This is a genomic window from Dyadobacter sp., from assembly GCF_039919315.1.
Classification (GTDB): domain Bacteria; phylum Bacteroidota; class Bacteroidia; order Cytophagales; family Spirosomataceae; genus Dyadobacter.
Genome location: NZ_JBDSFX010000002.1, coordinates 41871 through 67029 on the forward strand (window position 1 = coordinate 41871; position 25159 = coordinate 67029).

Here is a 25159-nt window from a genome sequence, read left to right on the forward strand (position 1 = left end):
CAGTGAATGAGATCAATATCAGGGAGGAAAGTCCAAAAATTGGTCTCTGAACATCATTTTTTTATCGCGTAGCCAGCGTATAGTATGTTCATATCGTCGCTCTCGACCAACCGGAAATTTTGTCCTAGTTCCACAAAAGTCCATTCGCCTTTGGTCCTCTTTCTGAGGTAACCCAGCATTTTGGGGATAGATACGTTGGGTTCGGAGCCCCTGTGTTCTTTCCATTCAAAACCATTTTTTGCCAAAAGTCCTTTGATTTCGTCCGGCTTGATAAACATTTTCCATACGTGCAGATTTGGCGGCATAAATGCCCATCGCTTCCATTCCTGCCATATTTTGATGGCGACAACCTTGCTGATAAATGTCCGGTTGAGTGTGTCATACAGGAAAACCCCATCGGGTTTAAGTACTCTTGAAATTTCAGAAATTACCTTAGGCAAATCGGAAACGTGTTCCAGAACATCACAGCAAAACACGCAGTCAAACGATGCATCGGGATAAGGAAGCTGTTCGCCGGTGCCTTTATCATAGGTAATGTCGAGCCCCATGACTTTTGCATGATTTGACGCAGTGCGGATCGACTCTACCGCTGGATCAATGCCGGTCGTGGTGAACCCCATCCTGCAAATTTCTTCGGTCAGGATTCCGCCCCCGCTGCCCACTTCAAGAGCTGTTTTTCCTTTTGGGTCAAAGTTTAGCTTCTTTAAAGCGTCTTTGGCAACTCCCACCCGCCAGGGGTTTACGGACGTTTTTAAGATGTGCAAAACAGTCTCGGGGTTCCACCACAGGTCACCCTCCGCATTGTAAAGATCATTGTCTATTTCACTGTAAATTTCAGGTGCTATCTTTTCCATTTTATTTAGGTTTATTGGTTTAAAAGAGGTTTACAACATCGAGCTTTCCCAAAGTTACCTGATCCCATTTATCGGAAAAAGTGGGTGTAAAGTGTGTTCACTGTTTTACAATTGAAATTGATTTTTCCTGATGACCAGAAATGACCGACATCACGTAAAGACCTACTGGCAAATCAGATATGTCTACTTTTCCATTGGATAATGCCCTGTTCATTACCAGCTTTCCCGAGGTATCCCGGATTTTTACATCAGGTCCGCCGCCTGCTATATGAATGGTTCCCGTTGTTGGATTAGGGTATACCGTCACCACTTTCTGATTGTCCATTCTTACACCGATAATTCGGGAATATTCAGACGTGCCGTCGAAATCGATTTGTTTAAGCCGGTAGTAATTGGTTGGGAATGGATTTAAGTCTGTAAAATGATATTTCCTCAATTCCTTTGAATCTCCATTACCGTCTACAAAGCCGATTTTCTTAAACGTTTTTGCGTCAGCGCTTTTTTCAATTTCAAAGCCTGAGTTGTTTTTTTCATCCGTTGTCTTCCAATCCAGCAACACGAGGTCTCCCTGTTGTTTGCCTACAAAACTGATCAGTGTCACAGGTAAAGCGCAATTCGATCCAGAGGCCGCATCACCAGTGATGACCCAGCCTTTGGTTGTCTCCAGGTTCGTACGGGCAGCCGCTGCATTGGTGCCAAACAACAGGCCATCGGAAGTCAGGTAGAGATAATCTGGTGTCAAGGGATTGCTGTTCCAACCGATCAATGTGGAGCTATAGTTAACGCAGTCGACACCGCTATAACTTAGCATATCCGATAAATCTTGCAATGCGCTCAAATTCCAGGTACCGAGAGATTGGTTAAAAGCGGATGCCCCCAAAAACATGTAGCTCATATAGTTGACGTTCGCTGTATTCCAGGTCCCGATCGGCTGGTTAAAGGCGGTGGCCCCCTCAAACATGAATATCATATTGGTCACGCTGGCAATGTTCCAGCTACCGATTGGCTGGTTAAAGGCGGTGGCAGCCTCAAACATGAACGTCATATCGGTGACATTGGCAGTATTCCAGTTCCCTATTGACTGATTAAAAGCGGAAGCATTGTAAAACATGTGTGTCATATTGGTCACGCTGATGGTATTCCAGTTGCCGATAGGTTGGTTGAAAGCGGAAGCATTGGAAAACATGTAGCTCATATCAGTGACGCTGGCCGTGTTCCAGCTGCCTACTGGCTGATTAAACACAGTGGCACCCTCAAACATGCTAGACATATTGGTGACGTTGGCCGTGTTCCAGGTGCCTATAGGCTGGTTAAAAGCGGAAGCATTGTAAAACATGTTCTTCATATTGGTCACGCTTGCGGGGTTCCAGTTATCGAGAGACTGGTTAAAAACGGAAGCATTGGAAAACATGAAGTTCATATCGGTGACGTTGGCAGTGTTCCAGGTACCGACAGGCTGGTTAAACACAGTGGCACTGGAAAACATGTAGTGCATGTCAATCACTTTAGCCGTGTTCCAGTTGCCAATAGGCTGGTTAAATTTGGTAAAAGAAAACATGCTGGACATATTGGTCACGTTGGCCGTGTTCCAGCTGTTGAGGGGCTGATTAAAAACGGGATTGTTAAAAAACATGCTAGACATATTGGCGACGTTGGCCGTGTTCCAGCTGCCTATAGGCTGGTTAAAAGCGGAAGCATTGGAAAACATGTTCTTCATATTGGTCACGCTTGCAGTGTTCCAGTTACCGATAGGCTGATTGAAGACGCTGGCGTCATCAAACATGTTCTCCATACTGGTCACTTTTGCAACATTCCAATTTCCGATGGGTTGATTGAAGTTACTGCCTTTGAACATGTAACTCATGTTGGTGACGTTGGCCGTGTTCCATGTGCCGATAGGCTGATTAAAAGAGGTGGTGACCTGAAGCATGGCGCTCATATCGGTTACTTTGGCCGTATTCCAATTTTCGATTGATTGGTTAAAGGCAATGGCACTTGAAAGCGCGAATCGCATATTCGTTATGTTGTCCGTATTCCAGGCGCCAATGGGCTGGTTAAAAGCCCAGGCACCGTCGAAAATTTGACTTATATCGGTGACATTAGCGGTGTTCCATGTACCGACGGGCTGGTTGAAAGCACGGGAAATGGCAAATACGCTACGCATATTTGTTACGTTGCCAGTGTCCCAGTTGCCAATATTAGTCGGTCCGTTCAGGACAGTACATTGGGCAAGCATAGATTCCATGCTGGTTACCCCGGTCAGATCGGGCATGTCGGTGGCACTGATCTGCAAGTTGGAGCAACCATTGAAGGCGTATGCCATGGACGTCCACGAAGTAATTCCCCACTGTTTGACATCTATCAGCCGATTTTTGTCAACACCGAAATTTATGATTACTCTTTTGAAATTCGCAGGATCAATACTAAGGTCAATAATCGATCCTGCTGGCAAATCGGTAATAGTGGCTGTATTTCCGGTAAACGTCCCCGAGCCTGTAGCGGTACCCGGTGATACCTCCTGCCATGAATAATCCACTGTTCCGGTTGTAGTTACCGTAAAAAGGAGACTTGTGGCTGAGTTTCCCGGTGTGGCAAGGTTCCAGCGGGTAATGAAGTCGGTCTGGGCAAAAGTGTTTGAGCTTATGAATACTGCCAACAAAAAGGAGCATAGCTTTTTCATAGGATGAACGTGTTGAGTTTGTTGAAATCAATGCGGCATTACTTGATGGCAATGGCTGCACTCGTTGGCCCTGCTAAAGACAACAGCGACGTGGAACTGAACCCAACCTGGGCGGCCCAACGGTTGAAGTCAGCAAAGGTGTAGTCGAAACCGGTGCCGGTTTCAATGAGCATGTTCAGGCTCATCAGCAGCCCAAATACATTGTCTTTTCTGTTATCGTCAATGACGGCTTCAATAGCCACAAACGAGCCGCCCTCAGGTAAAGCAGCATAAGCTTTTTTCATCAAACCGATTTTTTGCTCCTCGTCCCAATCATGAAGAATGTTGCCCATTACGACTATGTCCGCTTTTGGGAAATCATCGTTGAAGAAATCGCCTGATTCCGCCTTGACCCGTTCAGCTAAACCTGCTTTCGCAATCGTTTTTTCAGCAATGGCGGTCACTGCGGGAAGGTCCACACTCACACAGGATAGGTGTGGCTGATGATTGGCAACCACGATGGAAAGCAGGCCGCTTGAACCACCCGCATCGGTCAAAGTTTTGTATTTTGAGAAATCGAACTTTTGGGCAAAAGCCATAAAAGCCCCTACCTGAATGCCGCTCATGGCATTGATAAAACCTTCGAGCTGCTCGGGTGATTTGTAGACCTCACCAAACAGATTTCCGCCATTCTTTGCCTCGTTTTGTGGCTTACCAGTTCTCAGCCCTTCTTCCAATGTTCCCCAGAAGCCGTACAGACGATTATTCAGCATTTTGAGCATCCCGCCGACATAGGTTGGTTTTTTGAGGTCCAGAAACAGGTCGGTGTCTGGCGTATTTGAATAAGTGGCAGTTTCCAGGATACCATCCCGGTTTAGAAAGCCAAATCCGACGAGCGTATCTAAAAAATCAAATACGTTCCGGTCGCTGCAATTGAGGTTCAGCATTTTTTTCAACTGGGCGGCAGTCAGCTGCTTCTTTTCTGCCAGGATGGTAAACAGGTCGAAATCGACGGCGGATAATAGTACTTTGGAAGCCCAGAAGCCGGTGCCAATTTGCATGATGCTGGCCGGAGAAGGTTGCGTAGATTCGGTCATGATGTTTTGAAATTAAGAGGTAGACGTTGCGAAATGACAGTTCACCAGCGAGGAGTAGCATTGCTTCTCGGCGACTTGAAAACCATGCAGCAAATCTATTGAAGGGGGAGGAGGCAGAGGTGGACTACGCGCCCAAAAAGGTGGACTATATGCTCAATCGCCGGAATTCGGTCGGAGAACTGGCATATTCTTCGGAAAACAGGCGGGTAAAATACTTCGGATCTTCAAATCCAACGGCATAAGCCACCTCGGAAATGGGCATCTGGGTGGTAGCCAGGAGGTGGCGGGACTGGGTCAGGCGAAGTGACCTGTCATACCGTGTGACGGACATACCAGTAAGTGCGATCAACTTCCGGTGAAGCGATGAGCGGCTCATGCCCATTTCGTGATAAATGGTTTCCATCGGAATGGGATTGTTTCCCCACTGCGCCCGCAGTGCGGATCGTAATTGCTGAAGAAACAGATTCTCGAGGGACTCGTTTTCTTCTACCGGGGGAATACCTGCATCCGTAGATTGGGTGACTTGCCTGCTGTAATGTGCCTGCAACCGGCGGCGGGATTGTAGTAGATTGTCCAGCACCACCAGCAGCTCATCGCGCTGGAACGGCTTGGTCAGGTAGGCGTCGGCCCCGCGCTGAAGTCCGTGAATGCGATCACTCCCTGCAGATCTGGCGGTGAGCAACACCACGGGGATGTGACTGGTCCGCTGGTCATTTTTTACTTCATCACAAAGCTGAAAACCGTCTTTTAAGGGCATCATCACATCGCTCAGAACGAGGTCTGGTACGTGTTCCCGGGCGAGATCGATCCCAACCTGACCGTTGTTTGCCCGGATGATCTGATAATCTGCCTGCACGCAGGTGGTGATATAGGCCGCCACATCTTCGTTGTCTTCCACCAGCAACAACACGGGTTTCCCGGGTGTGACATCCGCGGTCGGTTCCCCTCCCGTCACCTGCTCTGATGCCAACGGGTCTAGCACCAGGAAAGGCTGAATGGCCATTTCTGTCGTAGGCGGAGGAGCCTGACACGTTCTTTCAAAACCGACGACGAACGCCGATCCCTGGCCGGGCCAGCTCCGGACCGCCAGGGCGCCGTTCATGAGCAGTGTTAATTCCCTTACCAATGACAAGCCTATCCCGGTACCGCCTGTATCGGCAACCGACTGCGTACCAACCTGAAAGAAACGGTTGAAGATCAGCGGCAGCAGTTGTGTTTCGATGCCCGTTCCTGTATCCCTCACCGTGATCATAATCCAGGGATTGTGCAGGTTTTTTGTCGGGATAACCTCTTCATGGTACCCTTCATCTTCAAGCGGGGGCCAGGTCTCGCGCGTGGTTAGTTCAATCCATACCTGGCCACCTGCTGGTGTGAATTTGAGCGCATTAGAGACCAGGTTGGTCAGGATGTCTTGAAGTTTGTGCCGGTCGAAGTCAGCCACCAGCGGCTCCTCCGAATCGGGATACAGCAGCTGGATCTGTTTTTGGGTTGCCAGACTGGAAAAAGTTTCGGCTATGTATCGGGTGAAGCGGACCAGATCGGACCGCGTCGGTTGCCATTGCGTTTCACCTGCTTCAATCTTTGACAAGTCCAGGATCTGATTGATCAGCCGCAATAACTGGCTGCCGCTGCGCTCGATCATTGTCGCCATGCGCCTTGGAACGTTATCCTCCGGGTTTTGCCGCTGAAGTTCTGAAGCCATTCCAAGAATAACTGTAAGCGGGCTACGGAATTCGTGCGAAATATTAGCAAAAAACCGTGACCTGGTTTCATTGAGTTGAAGTAGCTGATGCGCCTGCTGTCCGATCAGTTCCTTATCTTGCTCCAATAAGGTGGTGGCGCGGCGTATTTCTGTTTGCATCCGCTGCTGTTCCTGCCGGTGGTTCCAGGTACGCAACCTTGTCCATAACCATATACTCCCGATCAACAGTAGAACGGACAGTACCGCGAACCAGGTTTGCAGGTAAAATGGCCGTAGCACTGTGACCCGGACAGTCAGCGTATTGGCCGACCATTGTCCATTGGAGGCCTGGCCCTTGATCAGTAAGTCGTAATTACCATAAGGCAGGTTTCCGAGCCTCAATGTCGACTCAGACTGGTGCCTCCATTCATTATCCAAGCCTTTAAACTGATAAGCGTATACGTTCTTTTCCGCGTCGGTAAAGTTCAGAAGCGCAAAATCCAGCACCGGGGGCTGTTCACCGGGCCGGATGATGATTTCATTACCGTCCGACACCACCCTCGTCTGATCCACGAGCTGGTTGAGTGATGGGTCGAACCGCCTTGCCGATACCAGTCGGATTGGCTGGGGCGGGCTTGGCTGCTCGTTTTCGAAACTTCGCGGATCAAAGGCGGTGATCCCATTCAAACCTCCGAAATAAATCCGGCCAGCCCGATCTTGGTGATGCGAGATACGGTTAAACTCATTGTGGGTAATACCGTCCTGCACGAAATACGTGCGTGCGGTACTTTTTACGGGATCAAACTGCATTACTCCGTAGTCACTGCTCATCCACAGATTTCCCCGCCGATCGGGATAGATGGCGTAAATGTTATCGTTCGATAACCCCTCCGAGCGTCGGAACTGGCGGTACGTATTGTGCTGGCGATCCCACCGGATCAGGCCGGAATGGGCCGTTGCCAGCCAGAAAATACCTGCCTTGTCCTGATAGAAATGCTGGTAGCTGTCGGCCGGCAAGCGAAACTGCCCCTTTCCACCGCTCCAGTAGCGGGCTATGACGCCCCGATCACGGCTGAAAGCATATATGCCCGTATTAGCACAGATCCAGAAGAGCCCCTGACGATCAGGGGCAATATAGAGGCAATGCGCTTGGGATAATTCAGTAAATTGGTGATAATCGGTAAAAGGCTTTGTCGACCCTTTTTTTTGGTCTACCCAGAGCAATCCCTTTTGGCTACCAGCCAACCACTGACCCGCGCCAACGGGATGGAGTGTCCAAATCTCGGTATCGATGGGTAATGGTATCTCTGAATGCGTGGCCGAAGAAGGATTATACCGGGCCAGGTACTCGCCTCCGCCTGCATTGCCTGTGTATAGCTCTCCTGTTGAGTCCTGAGCAAGTCCGTAAGCGAAAGCGCCTTTTGAAATCAATTTCCTTGGCTCTCCTCCCTGCCAGGGAATCTCATACAGCCCTGATTTTTCCAGGTTAGCATAAACTATATCGCTGCGGACAGTAATGCCCCGAACAGGGGTCTGCGCTTGCTGGTTTTTTTTCCGGTAAGCCAGCCGACGAAAGTGGTTACGGGTCAATTGAACCTGATATACGCCAAAACTGGTCCCTAGCCAGAACTGACCCTGCGGGTCACGGTAAAAACTACGGTTTTCGATGGTTTCACCCGAGGTCTTGTCGGCAACGGACAAAAGGATACGGTTGGTAGAATCGCGCAGGTTGAAGCCGTCCCACCGCAAACCGGTGCGATCAAGAGGGTAGCATACAGGCGCTAGATACTGAACCAGTGATTTCTCCCTGAGTAGGGCCGGCGAGTGCTCTTGCCGGTGCCCCGATGTGTCCACGCTGTACAGGTGATGTTCGCGACGGGAAGCGTCATAAACAAAATAGAAAAATTCGATACCGGCGTTTCGCTGACCAAAGCACCAGCTCATAACCGTCCCTGGATGCGAAAACTGATGCAAAACCTTTCCGTCGGTATTTAACTCAACGATCTGACTTTCGTCTGCAACCGCCCAGACCGTGTTGCGATCCGTAGGCCGCGAGAGGCCCAGTGTTTTAAACTTCGGTAAGGATACCACTTGAAGGCCCGAAGCCCGCCAGGAGATGAGTGAAGCAGGCTGATAGTTGGTCAGAAATATAGTGCCGTCAGGGCTGCTCAGCAAACCAGACAATGCATTGAGGCCCGGAGAAGGAAGCTTTTTTGCGAACTTTTTGTCGAAAGAAACCGCCTTACCCGAAAGTGGATTAAAAATGTTGAGCGGCGACTGCCCATCGTTACCCCTTGATCCATTGGGCCCCCTGAGCCAAAGATTTCCTTCGGCATCCTGGGTAATAGACTCAATGTCGTCAAAGCCAAGTCCATGGCTTTCGTTGGTGAAGACTGTGAATGTTTTGCCATCGAAGCGATTGAGGCCGAACTTGGTACCGAACCAAAGAAAACCCTGCCGGTCCTGAAAAATAGCATTCACCTCCCTGTGCGACAAACCTTGCTCCGGACCATAATGTTTCACCGAGGCCGTATAGGGCTGGGCTTGGGCTGTAATCCCATACCAAAAAAGAAGCGCAATGACAAAGGCCAGACCTTCTGGTTTCACGATTAGTGTGTTAAAAAAAGAGTAATTCCTTACAAATACTCAGAAGTACGAATTGGATCTGATTTACCCTATGCGGGAAGAAGGTATGGCGCAAAGGGTTGATCGTCCTCCAACCAGGCATGGTAGAAGTGTACGCTCATGAAAACGAATCTTCAAATACTTGCGCTTTCGCTGATTAATTTGTAACATGAGCAATCAATTTGCTTGACAGTCACATTGTTTTATGACACCAGGAGTATCCCAGATGAAGAACGAGCTGTACTCGACGCTACCCGACGAAATGTTGGGCAGACTGCTCTTTACTGGTGACGAAAAGGCTTATGAAGCGATTTATCAGCGGTACTGGCGCCAGCTCTTTTCCATTGCTACCTGGAAGACGAATAGTCAGGTGGTCGCAGAGGAGATGGTGCAGGAATTGTTCATGAAGCTTTGGGAAAACCGTCAAAAGACCCTGATTGAAAACCCTGAGGCGTATCTTAAAACTGCCCTGAGATATAGTGTGGTCGGTTTTATACGAGCCAAATTGCTTAACACGCAAACCGAGCTCGGCGAGGCTTCTGAGCAAGCTGCTGATCTTCGTGCAGATACGGAGGTAGGCCTGGAAGAGTTGTCTGCTGCGCTGCAGAATGCGCTCAGTCTGCTACCAGAAAAAACGCGGCTTGTGTTTCAGATGAGCCGTTTCGAACAACGCTCTACTTCGGAGATAGCCCAACATCTGGGACTTACCGACCGTGCAGTTGAATACCACATTACGCAATCATTACGCCTGCTGAGGTTTGAGTTGAAAGATTACCTTTCCTATGCGGTTGTTTACACCGTTCTAGTCTCTTAGTTTTTGAATCAGGCTTCCTATTTACTTAACCTCTTTGCCCTTATAGTCAATCATGGTAGTTCCATTATAACGGTATACCCCGTCCAAAGCTCCAAACCAGATCATTCCGTCACTGGCTTCCATCACCCCGAAAATCATTTTTTTAATATATTCATAATCACACCTTATTTCAGTTACTGTCGGCTTTGGACTGGAAAGCGACTTTCCATCGTAACGGGAGAGCGCCCATCCCTGGGCCCAGCCTGCATCATTGGCAGTTTCTGAACTAGTCCAGATATTACCTTTTTTATCTTCGATGATATGTCCGACGAAATTGGTCGTGAAATTCATAAATGTGCTGCCGTCATAGCGCCAGAGGCCATCAGTGCCACCTAGCCAGATATTGCCTTTTTTATCTTCCATGATCGTACGAACATTCATAAAAGGCTCGCCATGATGGGTTAAGACGGTAAATGTTTGTCCATCATATTTAAAGGTATTACCTTTTGTGCCAACCCAGAACTGACCAGTTTTGTCTTCAATGATCGAATTGATACGGTTATCATTATTTCGAAATCCTTCATTCAACTTAAAATTCCGAAATGACTTCCCATCTGCCTGTCCGGGATCGTAACGGCTCACCCCATCCTCAGTGGCGAACCAGATATCGCCCGCTTTATCTTCATAAATACCAGTAACCTCATTATTGGAAAGCCCATCCTTCGTTGTGAAATTCCGAAAGGATTCCGCAACTGCCCCATTAACAACTGAGCGTGGGGGTTCGTAATAATAAACACCTGATCCGATGGTAGAGAACCAGAAATTCCCTTTTTTATCCTCTAAAACGGAAAAGAAGGGGGCCGAACTCACCTTGCTAGTGATATTGGCAAAGGACTTTCCATCATACCGGAAAATACCATCAAATGCAGCAATCCAAATGTTACCCTTGCTGTCCTGCTTAATCGTACGTGTGATCGTTTTGGGTACGGTGGGAGCGGTTACCTGTTTGGTGTCGAACCTGATTTCATCCGTTGGAATGTTAGTTATACTTTGTCCCTGACACAAAGCGCAAAAAGCAAACATCAACACTGCACATCCGAATACGCGTTTCGCCATTTTCTTTTTGTTTGAAGTATTCCAACAAACCTACTAATTTTTGTATTCGGCTGTTGTTAAAGGTTCGTGAAAAAAGGTTAACGAAATGTTAAAGTTTTTTAAGCCATCGAGGGATATTTAATTTAATTATTTCAAGAATATTTGTCCCATTTGTGGGCATTTATTTGATTAATCAAATAAATGAAAATTTATTTTACGGCATTGCCTGCTTTTTTCTACTATATAGATGAACGCCTTGCACTGCCACATGATGAACCGATCTGCCCTCATTGAATTGTTAACCCGCTACCAGGCCAGTCAAAGTACACCGGAAGAAAATCAGCTGGTGGAACAATGGTATGAGTTGCTGGGGGAGCCGGTGGAAATTCCTCTTTCGGAGGAGCAGTGGCTTGCTATGGAACAGAAACTGTGGCGTAAGGTTCAGCCTCTGGCACCAGAAACGGATGGGGATTTGGCCTATCAGGTAACGCCTTTGTGGCGGAAGGTCGCGCTCGTGTCTTGCGGAATAGCGGCGATGATAGCGGTCGCAGTAGGGCTGAACTGGAATCGGATGGGCCTGTCAGGGCAACAGTCACTGATCGCCCAGGTGGAGCGGACGGACTGGACAGCGTACCGCAACGAAACCTCCAAGCCCATGGAAGTGAAGCTTTCCGATGGGAGTGTGGTGACATTGGAACCGAAAGCGCAGTTGGCGGTTCATAAAGCATTTAATCAAAAAAACAGGGATGTAAGATTATTGGGCGAAGCCAGTTTCAATGTCCATCGGGACCCTTCGCGGCCTTTTCTGGTTTATTCCGGTGATATCATCACAAAGGTGCTGGGTACGACCTTTCAGATTCGTGCAGCCGACCCTGGCCAACCCATTCAGGTGACGGTTCAGAGTGGTAAAGTAACCGTCTATCGTCAGGCAGCGAGCGTACTTACGAATGTGAGCCCAAGCACAGGTGTGATCTTAACGCCCAATCAGAAAGCTACTTATTTTCCTGATAATGAGCAGTTTGTTACCAGTATCGCCGAAGATCCGCAGCCGATCAAAGTTTCGGCGGATGAGAAAGTACCGGTATCTCTGATATTTAACGAGACCCCCATTGAAGACGTCATTCGGCAGCTGGAAATTATTTATGGGACGGAAATTGAGCTTGAACAGGAGTCTCTGAGCCATTGCCCTTTTACGGGAAATCTCACGAGTCAGGCCTTGTATACGAAATTGGAATTGCTTTGTGGTACGATCAACGGGACTTATGAAGTACGTGGGACCAAGATCCTGATCACGGGGAAAGGCTGCCAGTAACCCATTTCTAAACCCTTAAAATATATGAGCTGATCTTTATCTGACTTCCGGAAATGAAATCGGTACCGTTGGCCCGGTACCGATTTTCCGCCCTTCCTGTATCTCGCAGATCACCTGTTTCAGGGTGTTCAAGGGCTGTTTTTTGCTAAATCCTAAACAAAACTTAACAACATTCAAAAGTATGAAAGACCGTCTACATTATCAAACCTGGCTTTGGGTTGTTATGAAACATTCCGTCTGTCAATTTATCCTGGCAATCTTTTTGATGAGCGCCATACAGGCCCGGGATACCCATGCCCAAAACCTGCTGGAAAGGATCGTGACCATTCATCTGGACCAGACAGATGTAAGCAAATTTGTGAATACGCTCGAAAAAGCAACTGGTGTAGAGTTCGTTTACAGCTCGAAGGCGATCGGAGCAAACAGGAAACTTTCGGTGCATCAGATCAATCAAAAATTATCGGTTGTGCTCGAAACAACCCTGAAACCGATGAACATTGGCTACCGGCTTGTGGATGGTTCCATTCTATTGCACCGGGCAGTTTCTGAGCCGCCGGCCAGTTTGGAAGATCCGGTTAATTCCATTGAACCACCCGTTGAGAGTACTCGTACGGAAATTAACATTACCGGCTCGGTCACGGATGAAAAAGGCGAAGGCTTGCCAGGGGTTAGCGTACTGATTAAAGGTACGCAGCGCGGTACGGCGACCGGCGTTAATGGAACGTATAACATCAGCGTTTCCTCTGAAACCGACGTTTTGGTGTTTTCCTTTGTGGGGTATTTATCGCAGGAAGTGGTCGTTGGCAATAGAAATAAAATCAGCATCTCGCTTGCTACTGATACCAAAGCGTTGGAAGAAGTGATGGTAGTGGGTTACGGCACGCAGAAAAAATCAGACCTGACGGGGGCCGTAAGTTCTGTAAAAGGCGCCGAACTAACCCGCCTGCCCACTCAGCGCGTAGATCAGGCATTACAGGGGCGCGCGGCTGGTGTAATGGTGCAAAATACAGACGGGGCGCCTGGCGGCAATGCAACAATACGGGTGCGGGGAGGTAACTCGATCACCGGGGGCAATAATGCGCTGGTCGTGGTGGATGGTATTCAGGGAGTTAACATCAGTACGATCAATCCCAACGACATTGAGTCGCTTGAAGTGTTGAAGGATGCTTCGGCGACGGCTATTTACGGGGCACGGGGCGCAAATGGTGTAATACTGATCACCACAAAAAGAGGAGCATCGGGCAAGGCGGTTTTTAACTACGGTTTCAGCATTGGTGTCCAAAGGCTCAATCATAAGCTTGATCTGATGAATGCAGGTGACTATGCCTGTAAATCCAACGACTGGGCTGCCACGCAAAACGGCACGATCAGTGCACCCATTCAACCCATTATCCCTTTCACCACCGAGCAGATCGCAACGCTGGATGCACAAGGTGGTACGGACTGGCAAAACGAAATATACCGCAATGGCTTGCTGCAAAATCACCAGTTGTCGGTCAGTGGAGGCAGTGAAACGATCCGCTATTTCGTCTCGGGAGGATACATGAATCAGCAGGGTATTGTGGTGAATACAAAATATAACCGCTACAATCTGAGGAGTAATCTGGATCTTAAAGTGACCAGCTGGATGAATGCAGGAATAAACCTGCACGTGATCAAGGACAAAGGAAATGTACCTCCTGTGGGCGAAGGAACCCGGTTCGGTGATATTTTAGGTCAGGTCATCAATACCGTTGCCAGATTTGACCCCATCACGCCAGTTCGTGACGCATCGGGAAACTATAACAACAAGGCCTTGAAGGGCGGGCCTGATGGGTCCAAAATTTACGCAGACAATGACGTATGGAATCCCGTAGCGACAGCCCTGGAAACAAAGGCTGAAAAGAACAATATCACAAACGAGATCAGCACGTTCCTCGATTTTAAGTTGCTGAAAGGACTTTCTTTGCGGATTACAGGAGCTGCCAGTATCAATGCTAACGACGAGCAGCATTATTACAGTACGAAAACGCAACCGGGCCGTGGAGTAAGCGGTCTGGGAGATCTGGCTGAAAGTAAATACCAGTACTATCAGAATTCCAACATTCTCACGTACAGTAATATTTTTAACAAAAAACATGCTTTGACGGTGACCGGCGTTGCAGAGCAGCAGCTGATACAGTCCAAATCTTCTTTCATATCGGCGCAGGGATTTTTTAGTGACAACACCGGCATCAACGATCTCGGTGGCGCGTCGCAGATCAATCAGCGATACAATGCGCAGTCCAGGCAGGTTTTGAACTCGTATCTTGGCCGGGTAAATTATGTATTTGATGAAAAATACATGATCACGGCCAGTTATCGCGCAGATGGCTCGTCGGTTTTTGGAGCCAATAACAAATGGGGCTACTTTCCTTCGGCTGCTGCTGCATGGAGAGTTTCGCAGGAGCAGTTTCTGGACAATGTCAGGATGATCTCTAATCTTAAACTGCGTGCGAGCTGGGGAAAGACGGGAAATCAGGCCATTCAGCCTTACCAGACACTGGCAACGGTCGCCTCAGGATTTAACTATCCGTATAATGGTAACAGTTCTACCGATGTCGGCTTTGCGCTGGGGCGGGCCGCAAATCCAAATTTGAAATGGGAAACAACCGAACAAACCAACATTGGACTTGATCTCGGGTTGTTTAATGAGCGATTGTTTGCCACCGTGGACATTTACAAAAAGTTGACAACGGACTTGTTACTTAACAAACAAGTAGAAGCATATACCGGGTTTACCACGATTCTTTCCAACGTGGGCTCGATACAAAACAAGGGCCTGGAAATATCCGTTGGCGGCAAACCGTTAACCGGCAAGCTGAGGTGGAATACTTCGTTTAACATTTCCTTCAACAGGAGCAAAGTGCTTGCGCTGCTGGATGATACGCCCCTGGCCATTCGTACGGGTACAGGCGGAGGCTACCAGATCTGGGGCAGCGGCTTTTCCTTGAAATACCTGCAAGTAGGCCAGTCGGTGGACCAGATGCGCGGCTATGTAAACCTGGGTACATGGAGTGAAGCCGACAAAGAAGCGGCGAAAGCGATGGGACAGGCGCCCGGAGAAGCCAAATGGAAGGATGTAAATGCGGACGGTAAAATTACCCGCGCCGGTGACGGCCAGGAGGTAATCGGTAATGCTTCCCCCAAATTCATCTACGGCTGGAATAACAGCATCAGTTATGGGGATTTCGACCTTACGTTTTTGATACAGGGTAGCTACGGCAATGATATTTTCAACGCCGTACGGATCAAAACCGAAAATGCATCCAATGGCCTGAGTTCCAACCTGAAAAATCGGTGGACCAATGATCATCAAAATACCAGTGTTCCTGTATTTCTGAGTTCACGCGACAGGAACGCACTGGATCTCGGCGCGAATCAGACAGCCGGGATTGGCGTAGATCAGCGGTCGAGCAGGTGGATTGAAGATGGCTCCTATCTGCGTATGAAAAACGTAACGCTGTCCTACACGATCCCTGTAAAATGGATCAGCAAGATAGGCGTTAGCAGACTGGCGACTTATGTGACCGCTGTCAACCTGTTTACCATGACCAAATACACAGGATATGACCCGGAAGTTAGCTCATTTAATGCAGGTGGGGCTGGCGGGCTTGGGATTGATCTGAGCAACTATCCAACGGCGAAATCATTCATGTTCGGGATCAATCTAACATTTTAAACAGCATCAGCAGCGCCGCATATTGACAAAAACCGGCGGAATGATCAACCCATAAATAATCGGCATCAAATGAAAAAAGATATTCTTTATTCGACCAAAACTATTGTCATGCTACTTCTGATGGTAGCTGTATTTTCCTGCCAGAGCCTGGAAGAAGTACCGGAGGGAATTTCCACACCACAGAATTTTTATGCCACTACCGCGCAATGTGAAGCTGCTTATGCGGGATCAATGAATGCGCTTTTCTTTACCTGGGGAGGATATCAGGGCATTCCATCTTTCCCGGACGGACAGTTTGAGGGTACCACGCTTGATTTTGGTTCCACCTCTTTTAATGAGCTGTGGACCTGGCACTACAAGGCCATTGCCAATATCAATGCAGTTTTGAAAGCGGTCAAAAGTGGCAGCCTTGCGGGTAATTCGCAGGAGGCGATCGATGGTGTCGTTGCGCAGGGGAGGTTTCTACGGGCATTCAATTACTTTACGCTGGTGCGGTTGTATGGTAAAATTCCGTACATCACAGAAGACACCCCCGACGTGGTGCTGACGCCGCTTACAGCAGCATCCCGGCTGGAAATCTCGACCGTCTACGATTTGTTGCAGGCTGACCTGACTTTTGCGATGGACCATCTCGGGGATTTTGATGCAGCCACTCCTGGAAAACCCAACAAGTGGGTCGCCAAGGGCTATTTGGCGAAGGTATATCTCACCCGCGCAACTGCTCCGCTCAGCCAGACGGATTACTACGCGAAAGCGCGGGACATGGCCGATGATGTCATTACGAAAGGGCCGTATAAGCTGTTGCCTGCTTTCAGCGATGTGTTCAAAACGGCGAACAATCGGAGTACCGAAATTATGTTCGCTTTTCATACTACCTCCGAAACACCGTACATGCCCGGGAACTCCTGGGCACCGTCGGAAATGGATGGGTGGAGCGGCGGCCCGGTCAAAATTTACTGGGCTTCTAATATCTATCCCGAGCAGCCGCGCAAGCACAACTATCTTTTGCTTGATTTTACATCGGATATTTATGATCCTGCCGCACCTCTGATCAACTGGTCGAAGTCTGCTGATGGCGTACCTTATATTGGTAAATACAACATGCCCAATCTTACTTATGATCAGCAAGTAGGCGGCGGCGATGCGGGCATAGAGATGAAATTGCTCCGGTTTGCCGACATACTGCTCATTTACGCAGAAGCCGCAAACATGGCAGCTGGCGCACCCACTCAGCTTGCTGTGGACAGGTTGAATATGATCATTGATCGGGCCAATGCGGGTACAGGTAAGGAGCCAAAAGCGACACTGGCTATGTCAAAATTAGATTTTGATCAGAAAGTGATTGACGAAAGAAGCTATGAGCTTTGTTTTGAAAATGACCGTTATTTTGATGTGCTGAGAAAGCGGATTTTACAGAAGGTTAATTTACCAGATAATGCCCAGGGGTACGACGAAAACGACTACCTGTTACCGATCCCGGCACTGGATGCCAGGGCCATTGGGCAAAATCCAGGATTTGAATAGGCAAGAAAAGTTAGGATAAAAGCCGGTCTGTGATTTGATCGGCTTTTCCTTTTTACAATTTCGAAAGCGAAGTAACATTCATTGAAATGATGTATTTGAAAAATATCCGAAGGTTCGCCATTTCCATGAGCGTCCTGTCAGTTATCGTTGTGTTTAGTCGCCAAGCTTGCCTGGCCAGTCCGCCGCAGGTTCCGTCGGAAGACTTGCAGAAAATCGGTTCAGATAAGGCTGAACAACAGCACGCAGCAAACCCGAACGGGAGAAATGATGCCTGGGGTTTTGTGGGTTTTGGTGGGGGAGGTGCTATGTTTTATCCCGCAGTGAGTCCGCATAATGTGGACCGTGCGTTCGTAAGTTGTGACATGACCGGATCGTTCGCGACTTACAATGGTGGGAAATCCTGGCGCATGTTTAATCTGAGGGCACCGGTAGATTATTATGTATTTGACCCGCTTGACTCCAATACGGTGTATGCCAACTCCCTTGCTTTGTTCAAAAGTACAGACCGTGGGAATACCTGGTCGCTTTTCTACCCGTCTCCGTCAAGCGTTAGCGGATATGTATCGCAAGGAGATCATGCCAATGAAACAGTGGTTACCAAAGACAGTACCATTCGGAAAGTGCTGGCGTTCGCGGTAGATCCGGCAAATTCAAAGCGACTCTACGCCGCCATTTCGATCGACGGCAAATCGGGTTTTTATATTTCAATGGATGGCGGAGCCAGCTGGAAAATGGATCGGGAATTAATGGATAACACAAAAAACATTTTCATCAATCCACGGTCGCCCTCAAACAATCGGACGATCTATATCTGCCAAAAAAACAGGGTTTACAAACGTGAAAATGGAATCTGGAAAATCAACCGGCTGGCTGATAATGTCAAAGAGATCAACCAGTTTACCGCAGGTTTTGATCAGAAAACCCGACAATTCATCATGTATGGCATTTCCGGTACATCTTACTTTAACGCTGCCACGGACAACAGCGGGATTCACTATACTGCAAACGGCGGCGATTCCTGGGAAAACAGGCAAGCTGGAATTCTTAAATGGGGACAAAAAGGAAGCACTCTTCCCGAATGGCGAAGTATAGCAACGAGTGCCGGGCATCCTAATGTGGTTTACGTCTCTTACGCAAATTTGAAAGTACATGCAGACACGACTTCCATCGGCGTTGCCAGAAGCGAAGACTATGGAAAAACCTGGAAACTGACCTGGAAAGATGATTTGACAAAAAACAGAAATATAGTCTCCAAAAATTTTGAAAGCGAGTGGATCAACGAACGTTTTGGGCCTACCTGGGGTGAAAATCCTTTTTCATTGGGAGTATCACCAACAAACCCGGATGTATGTTATGCAACGGATTTCGGGCGTACCGTCAAGACCCATAACGGAGGTAAAAGCTGGGAGCAAGTGTTTACAAAACACAAGGAAGGCGGTGGCTGGACTTCCCGCGGATTGGAAGTGACAACGAGCTATGGCGTGTTTTTCGATCCGTTTGATCAGCGTCATCTTTTTATTGCCAATACTGACATTGGGCTCATGGAAAGCAATGATGGGGGAGAGAGCTGGCTGAGTGCAACGAAGGATAACGGTGTACCGAAAGCCTGGGAAAACAGCACGTACTGGATGGAGTTTGACCGGAAGGTAAAGGGTCGTGTGTGGGCAGTTATGAGCGGAACACATGATCTGCCGCGCCCGAAAATGTGGCGAAAAAATGGTGTAAAGGATTACCAGGGTGGCGTGCTCGTGAGTGATGATGCTGGCAAAAGCTGGCGACCTGTGAGCAAGGATATAGGCGAAGGGGCCATGACGCACATTCTGGTCGACTACGCGAGCAAACCGGAAAGCCGGACTTTGTTTGTCTGCGTTTTTGGTAAAGGTGTTTATAAATCCGATGATGGCGGTAGAAGCTGGCAGCAAAAAAATAAAGGAATTGTGGGTAAAGAGCCTTTTGCCTGGCGGATTATGCAACGCGAAAAAGACAGTACATTGTTTCTTATTGTTAACCGGCGTAGTGAAGATGGTAGCATCGGCAATGAGGAGGACGGGGCCATTTACCGGTCTGGGGATGGCGCAGAATCCTGGACAAAATTGGCGCTACCCGACGGAACCAACGGCCCAACCAGCCTGGCGATCGATCCTGAAAATGATCAACGGCTTATGCTGTCTGCCTGGGGAAGAAAAGGAAAGGGTAAATTTTTGCCAGATCACGGCGGTGGCATATTTAGCTCAGCCGACGATGGAAAAAGCTGGAAGCAGATATTGCAGCAGGATCAGCATATACATGACATTACCTACGACTCCCGAATCAAGACTTTCTACGCCTGCGGATTCAATGGCTCTGCGTACCGGTCGGAAGATATGGGTAACTCTTGGGCAAGGATCAAAGGGTATAACTTCAAATGGGGAAAACGCGTAGATCCTGATCCGCGTGATCCTGAAAAAGTTTTCGTAGTCACATTCGGGGGAGGAATATGGTACGGTCCTGCAAAAGGCGACGAAGCCGCACAGGAAGACATTATCAAATAAACCGGTTGTTCATCTATTTAAAATGCTGTTCGGCGATTAGCTGTATCGTTTGGGTTTTGTGAAAATTATCTTTGGCAATCAATGAATCACTAAACAAAATGCCAAAGATGAACAGGCCGACTTTTCTATTTTTGATACTTTTAAATACCTGCATTACTTACGGACAAAGCCCGGCGTCGACTCCGGTAGGCAATTGGAAAATGATCTCGCACCTGGCCACCTATGAGGGAAAAACTTTCGACTCTCACGTTGCCCTCCTTAGCCAGCGTCCGTGCGCTGCCAAAATCATATATCGTATCACATCCGACGGCAATTACCGCCTAGATGCATCCGAATCAGGCTGCGATGAAAAATATGTCAGTATTCAGCAGCGGCTTTACTCAAAAAACGTTTGGAAAGTGAGCGGTACGAGCATATTTGTTGGGGGAAAAGAGGGAATAGGTAACACTTACGCCCTCACTTTTTCCGGCAATAAAATGACCTGGAAAAGCGAATACGGCGATGTGATTACGTACCAGAAGCTGCCGTAAGATCTGACCCCAATTTCTCCCATACTCATCTTTCGAAATTCAAAAAAGAGAAAATCACCATGGAAAAACCTGAGAACGTATATATATGTGCGTTAAAACTTTTAATGCATAATGCTTTTTTAGTTCTTTTGGTAGCATTGGTTTCGTGCTCCAAAGAGGAAGAAACTTCAAAAACGACTCCCGAGACTTCATGCCGCTTTCTGAAAGTTTCCCTGCTGTCTACTGGCGGAGGCAACGTAAGCTACGGTACCAATTCCGCTATCGAATACAATGCACAGGGGCAGATGTTCCGCAGCATCGACCAGTCAAAGACCACGTACATCGGGGGTGGTGAAAAGAATGCTTTGGCAACGAGTGTTTACGAATATAACGCTGACGGGTTCGTGACCAGCGAAAAGCGCAGCGCAATCGAAGATGATTCCAAAAGGACAGAAAATAATTCACTCACCTCACAATTCAAATACCAGGACGGCAGGCTTTCGGAGGAAATTTCAACTACAATTTTTGAAAGTTATTACAAAGACACCGGTCAGACCGAAACATATACGTATAACAAAAACACGAAATATGAATATGAATCGGGCGGCAGCATGGCCAAAATAACGGAATTGAACAACTCCTCGTTGGGCGGAAATTCTGCTTCCAGGTATTACTATTCCAATGGCAGACTAAGCCGCATTACCTATCAGGCTGGAAACGGTCCGGAGGAGGACGATTTCACGATCGCGGAAGGGAAAATTGTTGAGCGCAAAAATGGGAGCGACGTCACCATTTACAAATACGATTCGCAGGATCGGCTCATTCGTATTGAGTACTGGAATGCTGGTCAACTAACCGGTTTTGCTGATCAGAATTACGACAATCAGAAAGCACCGATCGAAACTTCGCCTCAGTTATTTTTAAAAGGATGGCCAAAACAGAAAACGATACGAGGCGAATATGGGAATACTTCAAACAACATTATTAATTTTAGACAGATTTCCATACAAGGCAGCGCCAATGTGGAGTTGGTAAGCTATACCTTTCAATATGAGTTTAATACAAAAGGAATACCAGTCAAAGCAAAGTTGACAGGTACTCTTCAAGGACAGCCGTACAATGGTGAGTATACCTACGAATACATTGATTGCAACTAGCCTTTGACAGCGAAATAGCCATGAGAAAACAAATCGCAATTGCATTGATGCTGGCGTTATTTGCCCAATGCTCTAAAAAAGAAATCAGTACAGATGAATGTACTGCGAATCCTACTAACTGCGGGTGCCCCGACGCCCCAGCCAGCTGTGAAACCCCGGATCATGAAAACCCGGAGAGGCTGAGTGGTAAAATCTACGTTTCTCCGTCGGGTAATGATAGCAACGACGGAAGCGAAAACAAACCTTTCAAAACCATTCAAAAAGTCGCCGACAATGCTGATCCTGAAAAAGGTATTGAGATTATTCTGCGTGGCGGAACCTATGAAAGCCAGGAGATCAGGTTCCGGACTTCGAACATTCACATACATTCCTATCCAGGCGAATGGGCGGTGATAAAAGCAGTAACAAATATCGAAGACATAGCCAGCTGCATCTGGTTCCGCGAGCCGGGAACTTCAAAAGTAACGCTTGAAAATCTGGAAATTGTGGGCGGCTACTATTATGGCATTAAGCTGGAAAGTGACTGGGATGACGACCGGAATGTTCCCTATGCGAGCAAAAAGGGTATATCCGACGTCAAAATACTGAATTGCAAGATTCATGACACTGGTCGCGACTGCATTAAAATCACACCCGGCTGCAAGGATATTCAGATCCTTAATTGTGAGATTTACAAATCAGGAGTGGGGCTAGCGAACATTGAAGCGCATAACGCCGAGGGGATTGATAATGTGAATGCAGACCGTATGATTGTGAAAAACTGTTATTTCCACGACATTGCCACCAATGCGCTTTATGCCAAAGGAGGTGCCAAAGACTGTATTTTTGAACAAAACCTCATTATGAACTGCGGCGAGGGAGGATTAATTGCCGGCTACCTCGACACGGACAGCGAGTGGTTCAACACGACTACGAATCCGAATTACTACGAAAGCATTAACATCATTATCAGCAATAACATCGTGGTCAATACCAAGCGGGAGGGCGTTGGGTTGTATGCTGCCATCGGCGCGCAGGTTTACAACAATACGATCGTCAATGCAGCCAGCGACGAAGGCAGTTCAGCGCTCATGATAGCGAGAGGTGAAATTTACGGCACACCGGGCGGCGACAGGCATCCGGTCTGCAAAGATTTGAAAATTGCAAACAACATTTTCATACAATCGGCCTCGGCAAAAGGCAATATGGCCAGACTTCGCATAAAACCCGGCGGAACCAACGATATTGGCAACAATTTTTACTTCCGCCCTGGGACTCTTTTGTATCGCGTGGATCAAAATGAGGATGATTATGAAGAATTTGAAAGTTTCGCAAACTGGAAATCGAAATCCGGTTTTGATGCAAACAGTACGAATGCAGATCCTAAACTAAACACCCAATACCATTTATCAGGTGACAGTCCATGCATTGGAAAAGGGAAATCACTGGGCAGTCTGGTGGAGAAGGATTATGATGGGGCGACAAGGGGCAATGTTCCGGATGTTGGCGCAGATCAGGCAAACAGTGGCAACGCTTTGCCAACGCCACCACCTGCTTCTTCTGTCGGAACGAAGGGGACAGGTGGAATCTGAAAGGCGATTTTTGGGCAGGAAATGTATGTGAGTTGCCAGTTTATTGACGCTGCTCCTCAGTTTTAAGAAAAGTAAAAATCGTGTCGTAAAATTCCTCTGGAAGGAAAGGCTTAACCAGGTATTGCGAAAAACCATTTGACAATGCCTTGTCACGCTCGTCTGTAAACGCGGAAGCTGTTAGCGCGATTACCGGTACCTGGGAGCCCTGGGCCCGAATGATGTGGGTAGCTTCAAAGCCATTCATAACGGGCATTTTAAGATCCATCAATATCAGGTCGTAATGGTTGTTATTGAATCTTTCGACCGCTTCACAGCCATTTTTGGCATTATCGCATTGCAAACCCACTTTTTTAAGCAAATTCGTGACAAACATTAAATTAACATCGTTGTCGTCCACCACCAAGACCCTTGCTTCTGGTAAAGTAATTTTCACACCCACAGGCTTTTCCTCTACGGGTTGCTGATCGGAATAAGCGAATTGAATACAAAAGGAAAAACGTGATCCAACGCCCTGCTCACTTTCTAATTTTATTTCAGTTCCGAAAAGTCTTAAGAGTTCTTTTGTTATCGCCAGGCCAAGTCCCGTTCCACGATTGCCACGGTTGGCTTCTATACTGCTTTGTACAAAAATCTCGAAAATCGAAGATTGATCTTCCAATGGAATGCCGATTCCTGAATCGCTGATTTCAAACTGTAACGCTATCTTGCTTTCATCCCTTTCGAGTTCCCTGACCGCCAGCTTCACAAAACCCTGTTCCGTAAATTTTACAGCATTGTGAATCAAATTGGTGATGATCTGGTTCAGCCGCACCTGATCGCCGGTCAAATGGACAGGCAAGGACGAATCAATTTCAAAGATCAAATCCAGTTTCTTTTCGTGAGCACGCGGAACAAACGTTTTTTCAAGGTTTTTGAGAAAAATGGAAAGGTTAAACGGTTCCCTTGCAAGCTTGACATGATTGGAATTGATTTTATTGAAATCAAGAACATCATTGACGACCGCCATCAGATGATCTGATGAAAACTTTAAAGTCCCGACCAATTCTTTCTGGAAATCAGTCCGTAGCTCTTCTTGTAGCATTAAATGGACAATTCCTACGATCCCATTCAGTGGGGTCCTGATCTCATGGCTCATCGTAGACAGGAAGTCGGATTTGGCCTGCATTGCCTCTTTCGCCAATTGGTTTTGCTTTTCCAGTTCTTTATTTTGCTTTTGCAAGCTTTGGAAATAGATAAACTCCCGGTACTGCTTGTTATATCGCATTTGCAAAACCAACGGGAAAACGCATTGTCCCAGAAAATAGAAGAAACCTCCCTCCTTCAAAAACCGGATTAGCACATCGCCTCCATTGACATAAAGCGCGAGTGAGAAAAATAGGACCGTAGTGACCGAACTGGTCAGGGCGTAGCTAAACTTCCAGCGCAGCACCCAGATCGAAAATACCAGTTGCAGGGTCAGATTGATGCTTAGGTCGTAGTAGTAAAGGGTTTCAAAACGGGCCAGAATAAAACCATGAAAAATAATCAACAAAATCCGGCTGAAAAAAGAAGCATTCTGACTATTGATCCTCCCTTTGAAATGCAGAAAAATAATCAACCCTACCAGGGCACTACAGGTAACCTGGATCAGAAAAATGGAATGATAGTTGGGGTTGCCGTTAAGGTAGTAAAGGATGGAGGTTAGCGGATAGCAAACTAAAAAGGTGAAACAGAATATCCTGTTTCCCCATAAGGCTTTTTCTTCGAATTCTTGCTCCCAAAGACTCTGCAAGCCATGTGGGTCATCTTTTATTTGAGGGTAGAAATTATTTGTTGCCACTGCCGGTAAAGCTCGCTATTAACATAGCGCAAAGTAAGAATTTGAGGGGCATTTCCACCACTATGTAATACGGAAATCGTAAATAAATATGACTATGCCGTTTGCGGCATTCGCGGCGTATGAAAATTTTCTAACATTACCCGGGTAACATTCAACAACCAGTTCTTCTAAATGTCTTCGCGCCTTCTCTCCATGGAGATTTCGTTCGGGCGACTGCTTGTACGGTAACCGG

14 protein-coding genes are annotated in these 25159 nt (G+C 47.5%); 8 read left to right on the forward strand and 6 right to left on the reverse strand.

Annotated features, from left to right (window positions below; translation table 11 throughout):
• Nucleotides 1-53 precede the first annotated feature (53 nt).
• The 4 genes from ubiG to ABIO93_RS01555 all read right to left on the reverse strand — a co-directional run bounded on the left by ubiG (nt 54) and on the right by ABIO93_RS01555 (nt 8898).
• Nucleotides 54-854, reverse strand: coding sequence for a bifunctional 2-polyprenyl-6-hydroxyphenol methylase/3-demethylubiquinol 3-O-methyltransferase UbiG (ubiG, locus tag ABIO93_RS01540; protein WP_348063687.1), 801 nt, complete (start codon nt 852-854; stop codon nt 54-56).
• A 97-nt stretch (nt 855-951) separates the two neighbouring features.
• Nucleotides 952-3534: a BspA family leucine-rich repeat surface protein gene (locus ABIO93_RS01545; protein WP_348063689.1), complete on the reverse strand. Its 2583-nt coding sequence runs from the start codon at nt 3532-3534 to the stop codon at nt 952-954.
• A gap of 38 nt (nt 3535-3572) precedes the next feature.
• Entirely contained in the window at nt 3573-4610 is a 1038-nt protein-coding gene (locus tag ABIO93_RS01550; RefSeq protein ID WP_348063691.1) for a methyltransferase, read from the reverse strand.
• Between the two features lie 145 nt (nt 4611-4755).
• Nucleotides 4756-8898, reverse strand: coding sequence for a two-component regulator propeller domain-containing protein (locus ABIO93_RS01555; RefSeq protein WP_348063693.1), 4143 nt, complete (start codon nt 8896-8898; stop codon nt 4756-4758).
• Nucleotides 8899-9121: 223 nt separating this feature from the next.
• On the opposite strand from ABIO93_RS01555, the gene ABIO93_RS01560 reads away from it, so the two are divergent.
• Complete coding sequence (locus ABIO93_RS01560) at nt 9122-9730, forward strand: sigma-70 family RNA polymerase sigma factor (protein WP_348063695.1); 609 nt, start codon at nt 9122-9124, stop codon at nt 9728-9730.
• Nucleotides 9731-9751: 21 nt separating this feature from the next.
• On the opposite strand, the gene ABIO93_RS01565 is transcribed toward ABIO93_RS01560, so the two are convergent.
• Nucleotides 9752-10825, reverse strand: a complete 1074-nt coding sequence (locus ABIO93_RS01565) for a two-component regulator propeller domain-containing protein (protein ID WP_348063697.1) — start codon at nt 10823-10825, stop codon at nt 9752-9754.
• A gap of 247 nt (nt 10826-11072) precedes the next feature.
• On the opposite strand from ABIO93_RS01565, the gene ABIO93_RS01570 reads away from it, so the two are divergent.
• From ABIO93_RS01570 to ABIO93_RS01600, 7 genes are all read left to right on the forward strand, one after another.
• Complete coding sequence (locus ABIO93_RS01570) at nt 11073-12116, forward strand: FecR domain-containing protein (protein ID WP_348063699.1); 1044 nt, start codon at nt 11073-11075, stop codon at nt 12114-12116.
• Between the two features lie 181 nt (nt 12117-12297).
• The gene (locus ABIO93_RS01575; protein ID WP_348063701.1) at nt 12298-15816 is read left to right on the forward strand and encodes a TonB-dependent receptor; all 3519 of its coding nucleotides are present in this window, start codon (nt 12298-12300) and stop codon (nt 15814-15816) included.
• 69 nt (nt 15817-15885) lie between these two features.
• Nucleotides 15886-17340, forward strand: coding sequence for a RagB/SusD family nutrient uptake outer membrane protein (locus ABIO93_RS01580; RefSeq protein WP_348063703.1), 1455 nt, complete (start codon nt 15886-15888; stop codon nt 17338-17340).
• Between the two features lie 86 nt (nt 17341-17426).
• Entirely contained in the window at nt 17427-19871 is a 2445-nt protein-coding gene (locus ABIO93_RS01585; RefSeq protein WP_348063705.1) for a hypothetical protein, read from the forward strand.
• A gap of 107 nt (nt 19872-19978) precedes the next feature.
• Entirely contained in the window at nt 19979-20401 is a 423-nt protein-coding gene (locus ABIO93_RS01590; protein WP_348063707.1) for a hypothetical protein, read from the forward strand.
• A 59-nt stretch (nt 20402-20460) separates the two neighbouring features.
• The gene (locus ABIO93_RS01595) at nt 20461-21537 is read left to right on the forward strand and encodes a hypothetical protein (RefSeq protein WP_348063709.1); all 1077 of its coding nucleotides are present in this window, start codon (nt 20461-20463) and stop codon (nt 21535-21537) included.
• Between the two features lie 20 nt (nt 21538-21557).
• Nucleotides 21558-23108 (forward strand): right-handed parallel beta-helix repeat-containing protein, encoded by a 1551-nt coding sequence (locus ABIO93_RS01600; RefSeq protein WP_348063711.1) that lies wholly within the window; start codon nt 21558-21560, stop codon nt 23106-23108.
• Nucleotides 23109-23148: 40 nt separating this feature from the next.
• On the opposite strand, the gene ABIO93_RS01605 is transcribed toward ABIO93_RS01600, so the two are convergent.
• Nucleotides 23149-24927: a response regulator gene (locus ABIO93_RS01605; protein WP_348063713.1), complete on the reverse strand. Its 1779-nt coding sequence runs from the start codon at nt 24925-24927 to the stop codon at nt 23149-23151.
• Nucleotides 24928-25159: the final 232 nt, after the last annotated feature.

What these genes read in the sequence shown, in the direction of transcription:
- ubiG (WP_348063687.1), bottom strand. Translation starts at nt 854, where the DNA reads ATGGAAAAGATAGCACCTGAAATTTACAGTGAAATAGACAATGATCTT.
- ABIO93_RS01545 (WP_348063689.1), bottom strand. Translation starts at nt 3,534, where the DNA reads ATGAAAAAGCTATGCTCCTTTTTGTTGGCAGTATTCATAAGCTCAAAC.
- ABIO93_RS01550 (WP_348063691.1), bottom strand. Translation starts at nt 4,610, where the DNA reads ATGACCGAATCTACGCAACCTTCTCCGGCCAGCATCATGCAAATTGGC.
- ABIO93_RS01560 (WP_348063695.1), top strand. Translation starts at nt 9,122, where the DNA reads ATGACACCAGGAGTATCCCAGATGAAGAACGAGCTGTACTCGACGCTA.
- ABIO93_RS01565 (WP_348063697.1), bottom strand. Translation starts at nt 10,825, where the DNA reads ATGGCGAAACGCGTATTCGGATGTGCAGTGTTGATGTTTGCTTTTTGC.
- ABIO93_RS01570 (WP_348063699.1), top strand. Translation starts at nt 11,073, where the DNA reads ATGATGAACCGATCTGCCCTCATTGAATTGTTAACCCGCTACCAGGCC.
- ABIO93_RS01575 (WP_348063701.1), top strand. Translation starts at nt 12,298, where the DNA reads ATGAAAGACCGTCTACATTATCAAACCTGGCTTTGGGTTGTTATGAAA.
- ABIO93_RS01580 (WP_348063703.1), top strand. Translation starts at nt 15,886, where the DNA reads ATGAAAAAAGATATTCTTTATTCGACCAAAACTATTGTCATGCTACTT.
- ABIO93_RS01585 (WP_348063705.1), top strand. Translation starts at nt 17,427, where the DNA reads ATGATGTATTTGAAAAATATCCGAAGGTTCGCCATTTCCATGAGCGTC.
- ABIO93_RS01590 (WP_348063707.1), top strand. Translation starts at nt 19,979, where the DNA reads ATGAACAGGCCGACTTTTCTATTTTTGATACTTTTAAATACCTGCATT.
- ABIO93_RS01595 (WP_348063709.1), top strand. Translation starts at nt 20,461, where the DNA reads ATGGAAAAACCTGAGAACGTATATATATGTGCGTTAAAACTTTTAATG.
- ABIO93_RS01600 (WP_348063711.1), top strand. Translation starts at nt 21,558, where the DNA reads ATGAGAAAACAAATCGCAATTGCATTGATGCTGGCGTTATTTGCCCAA.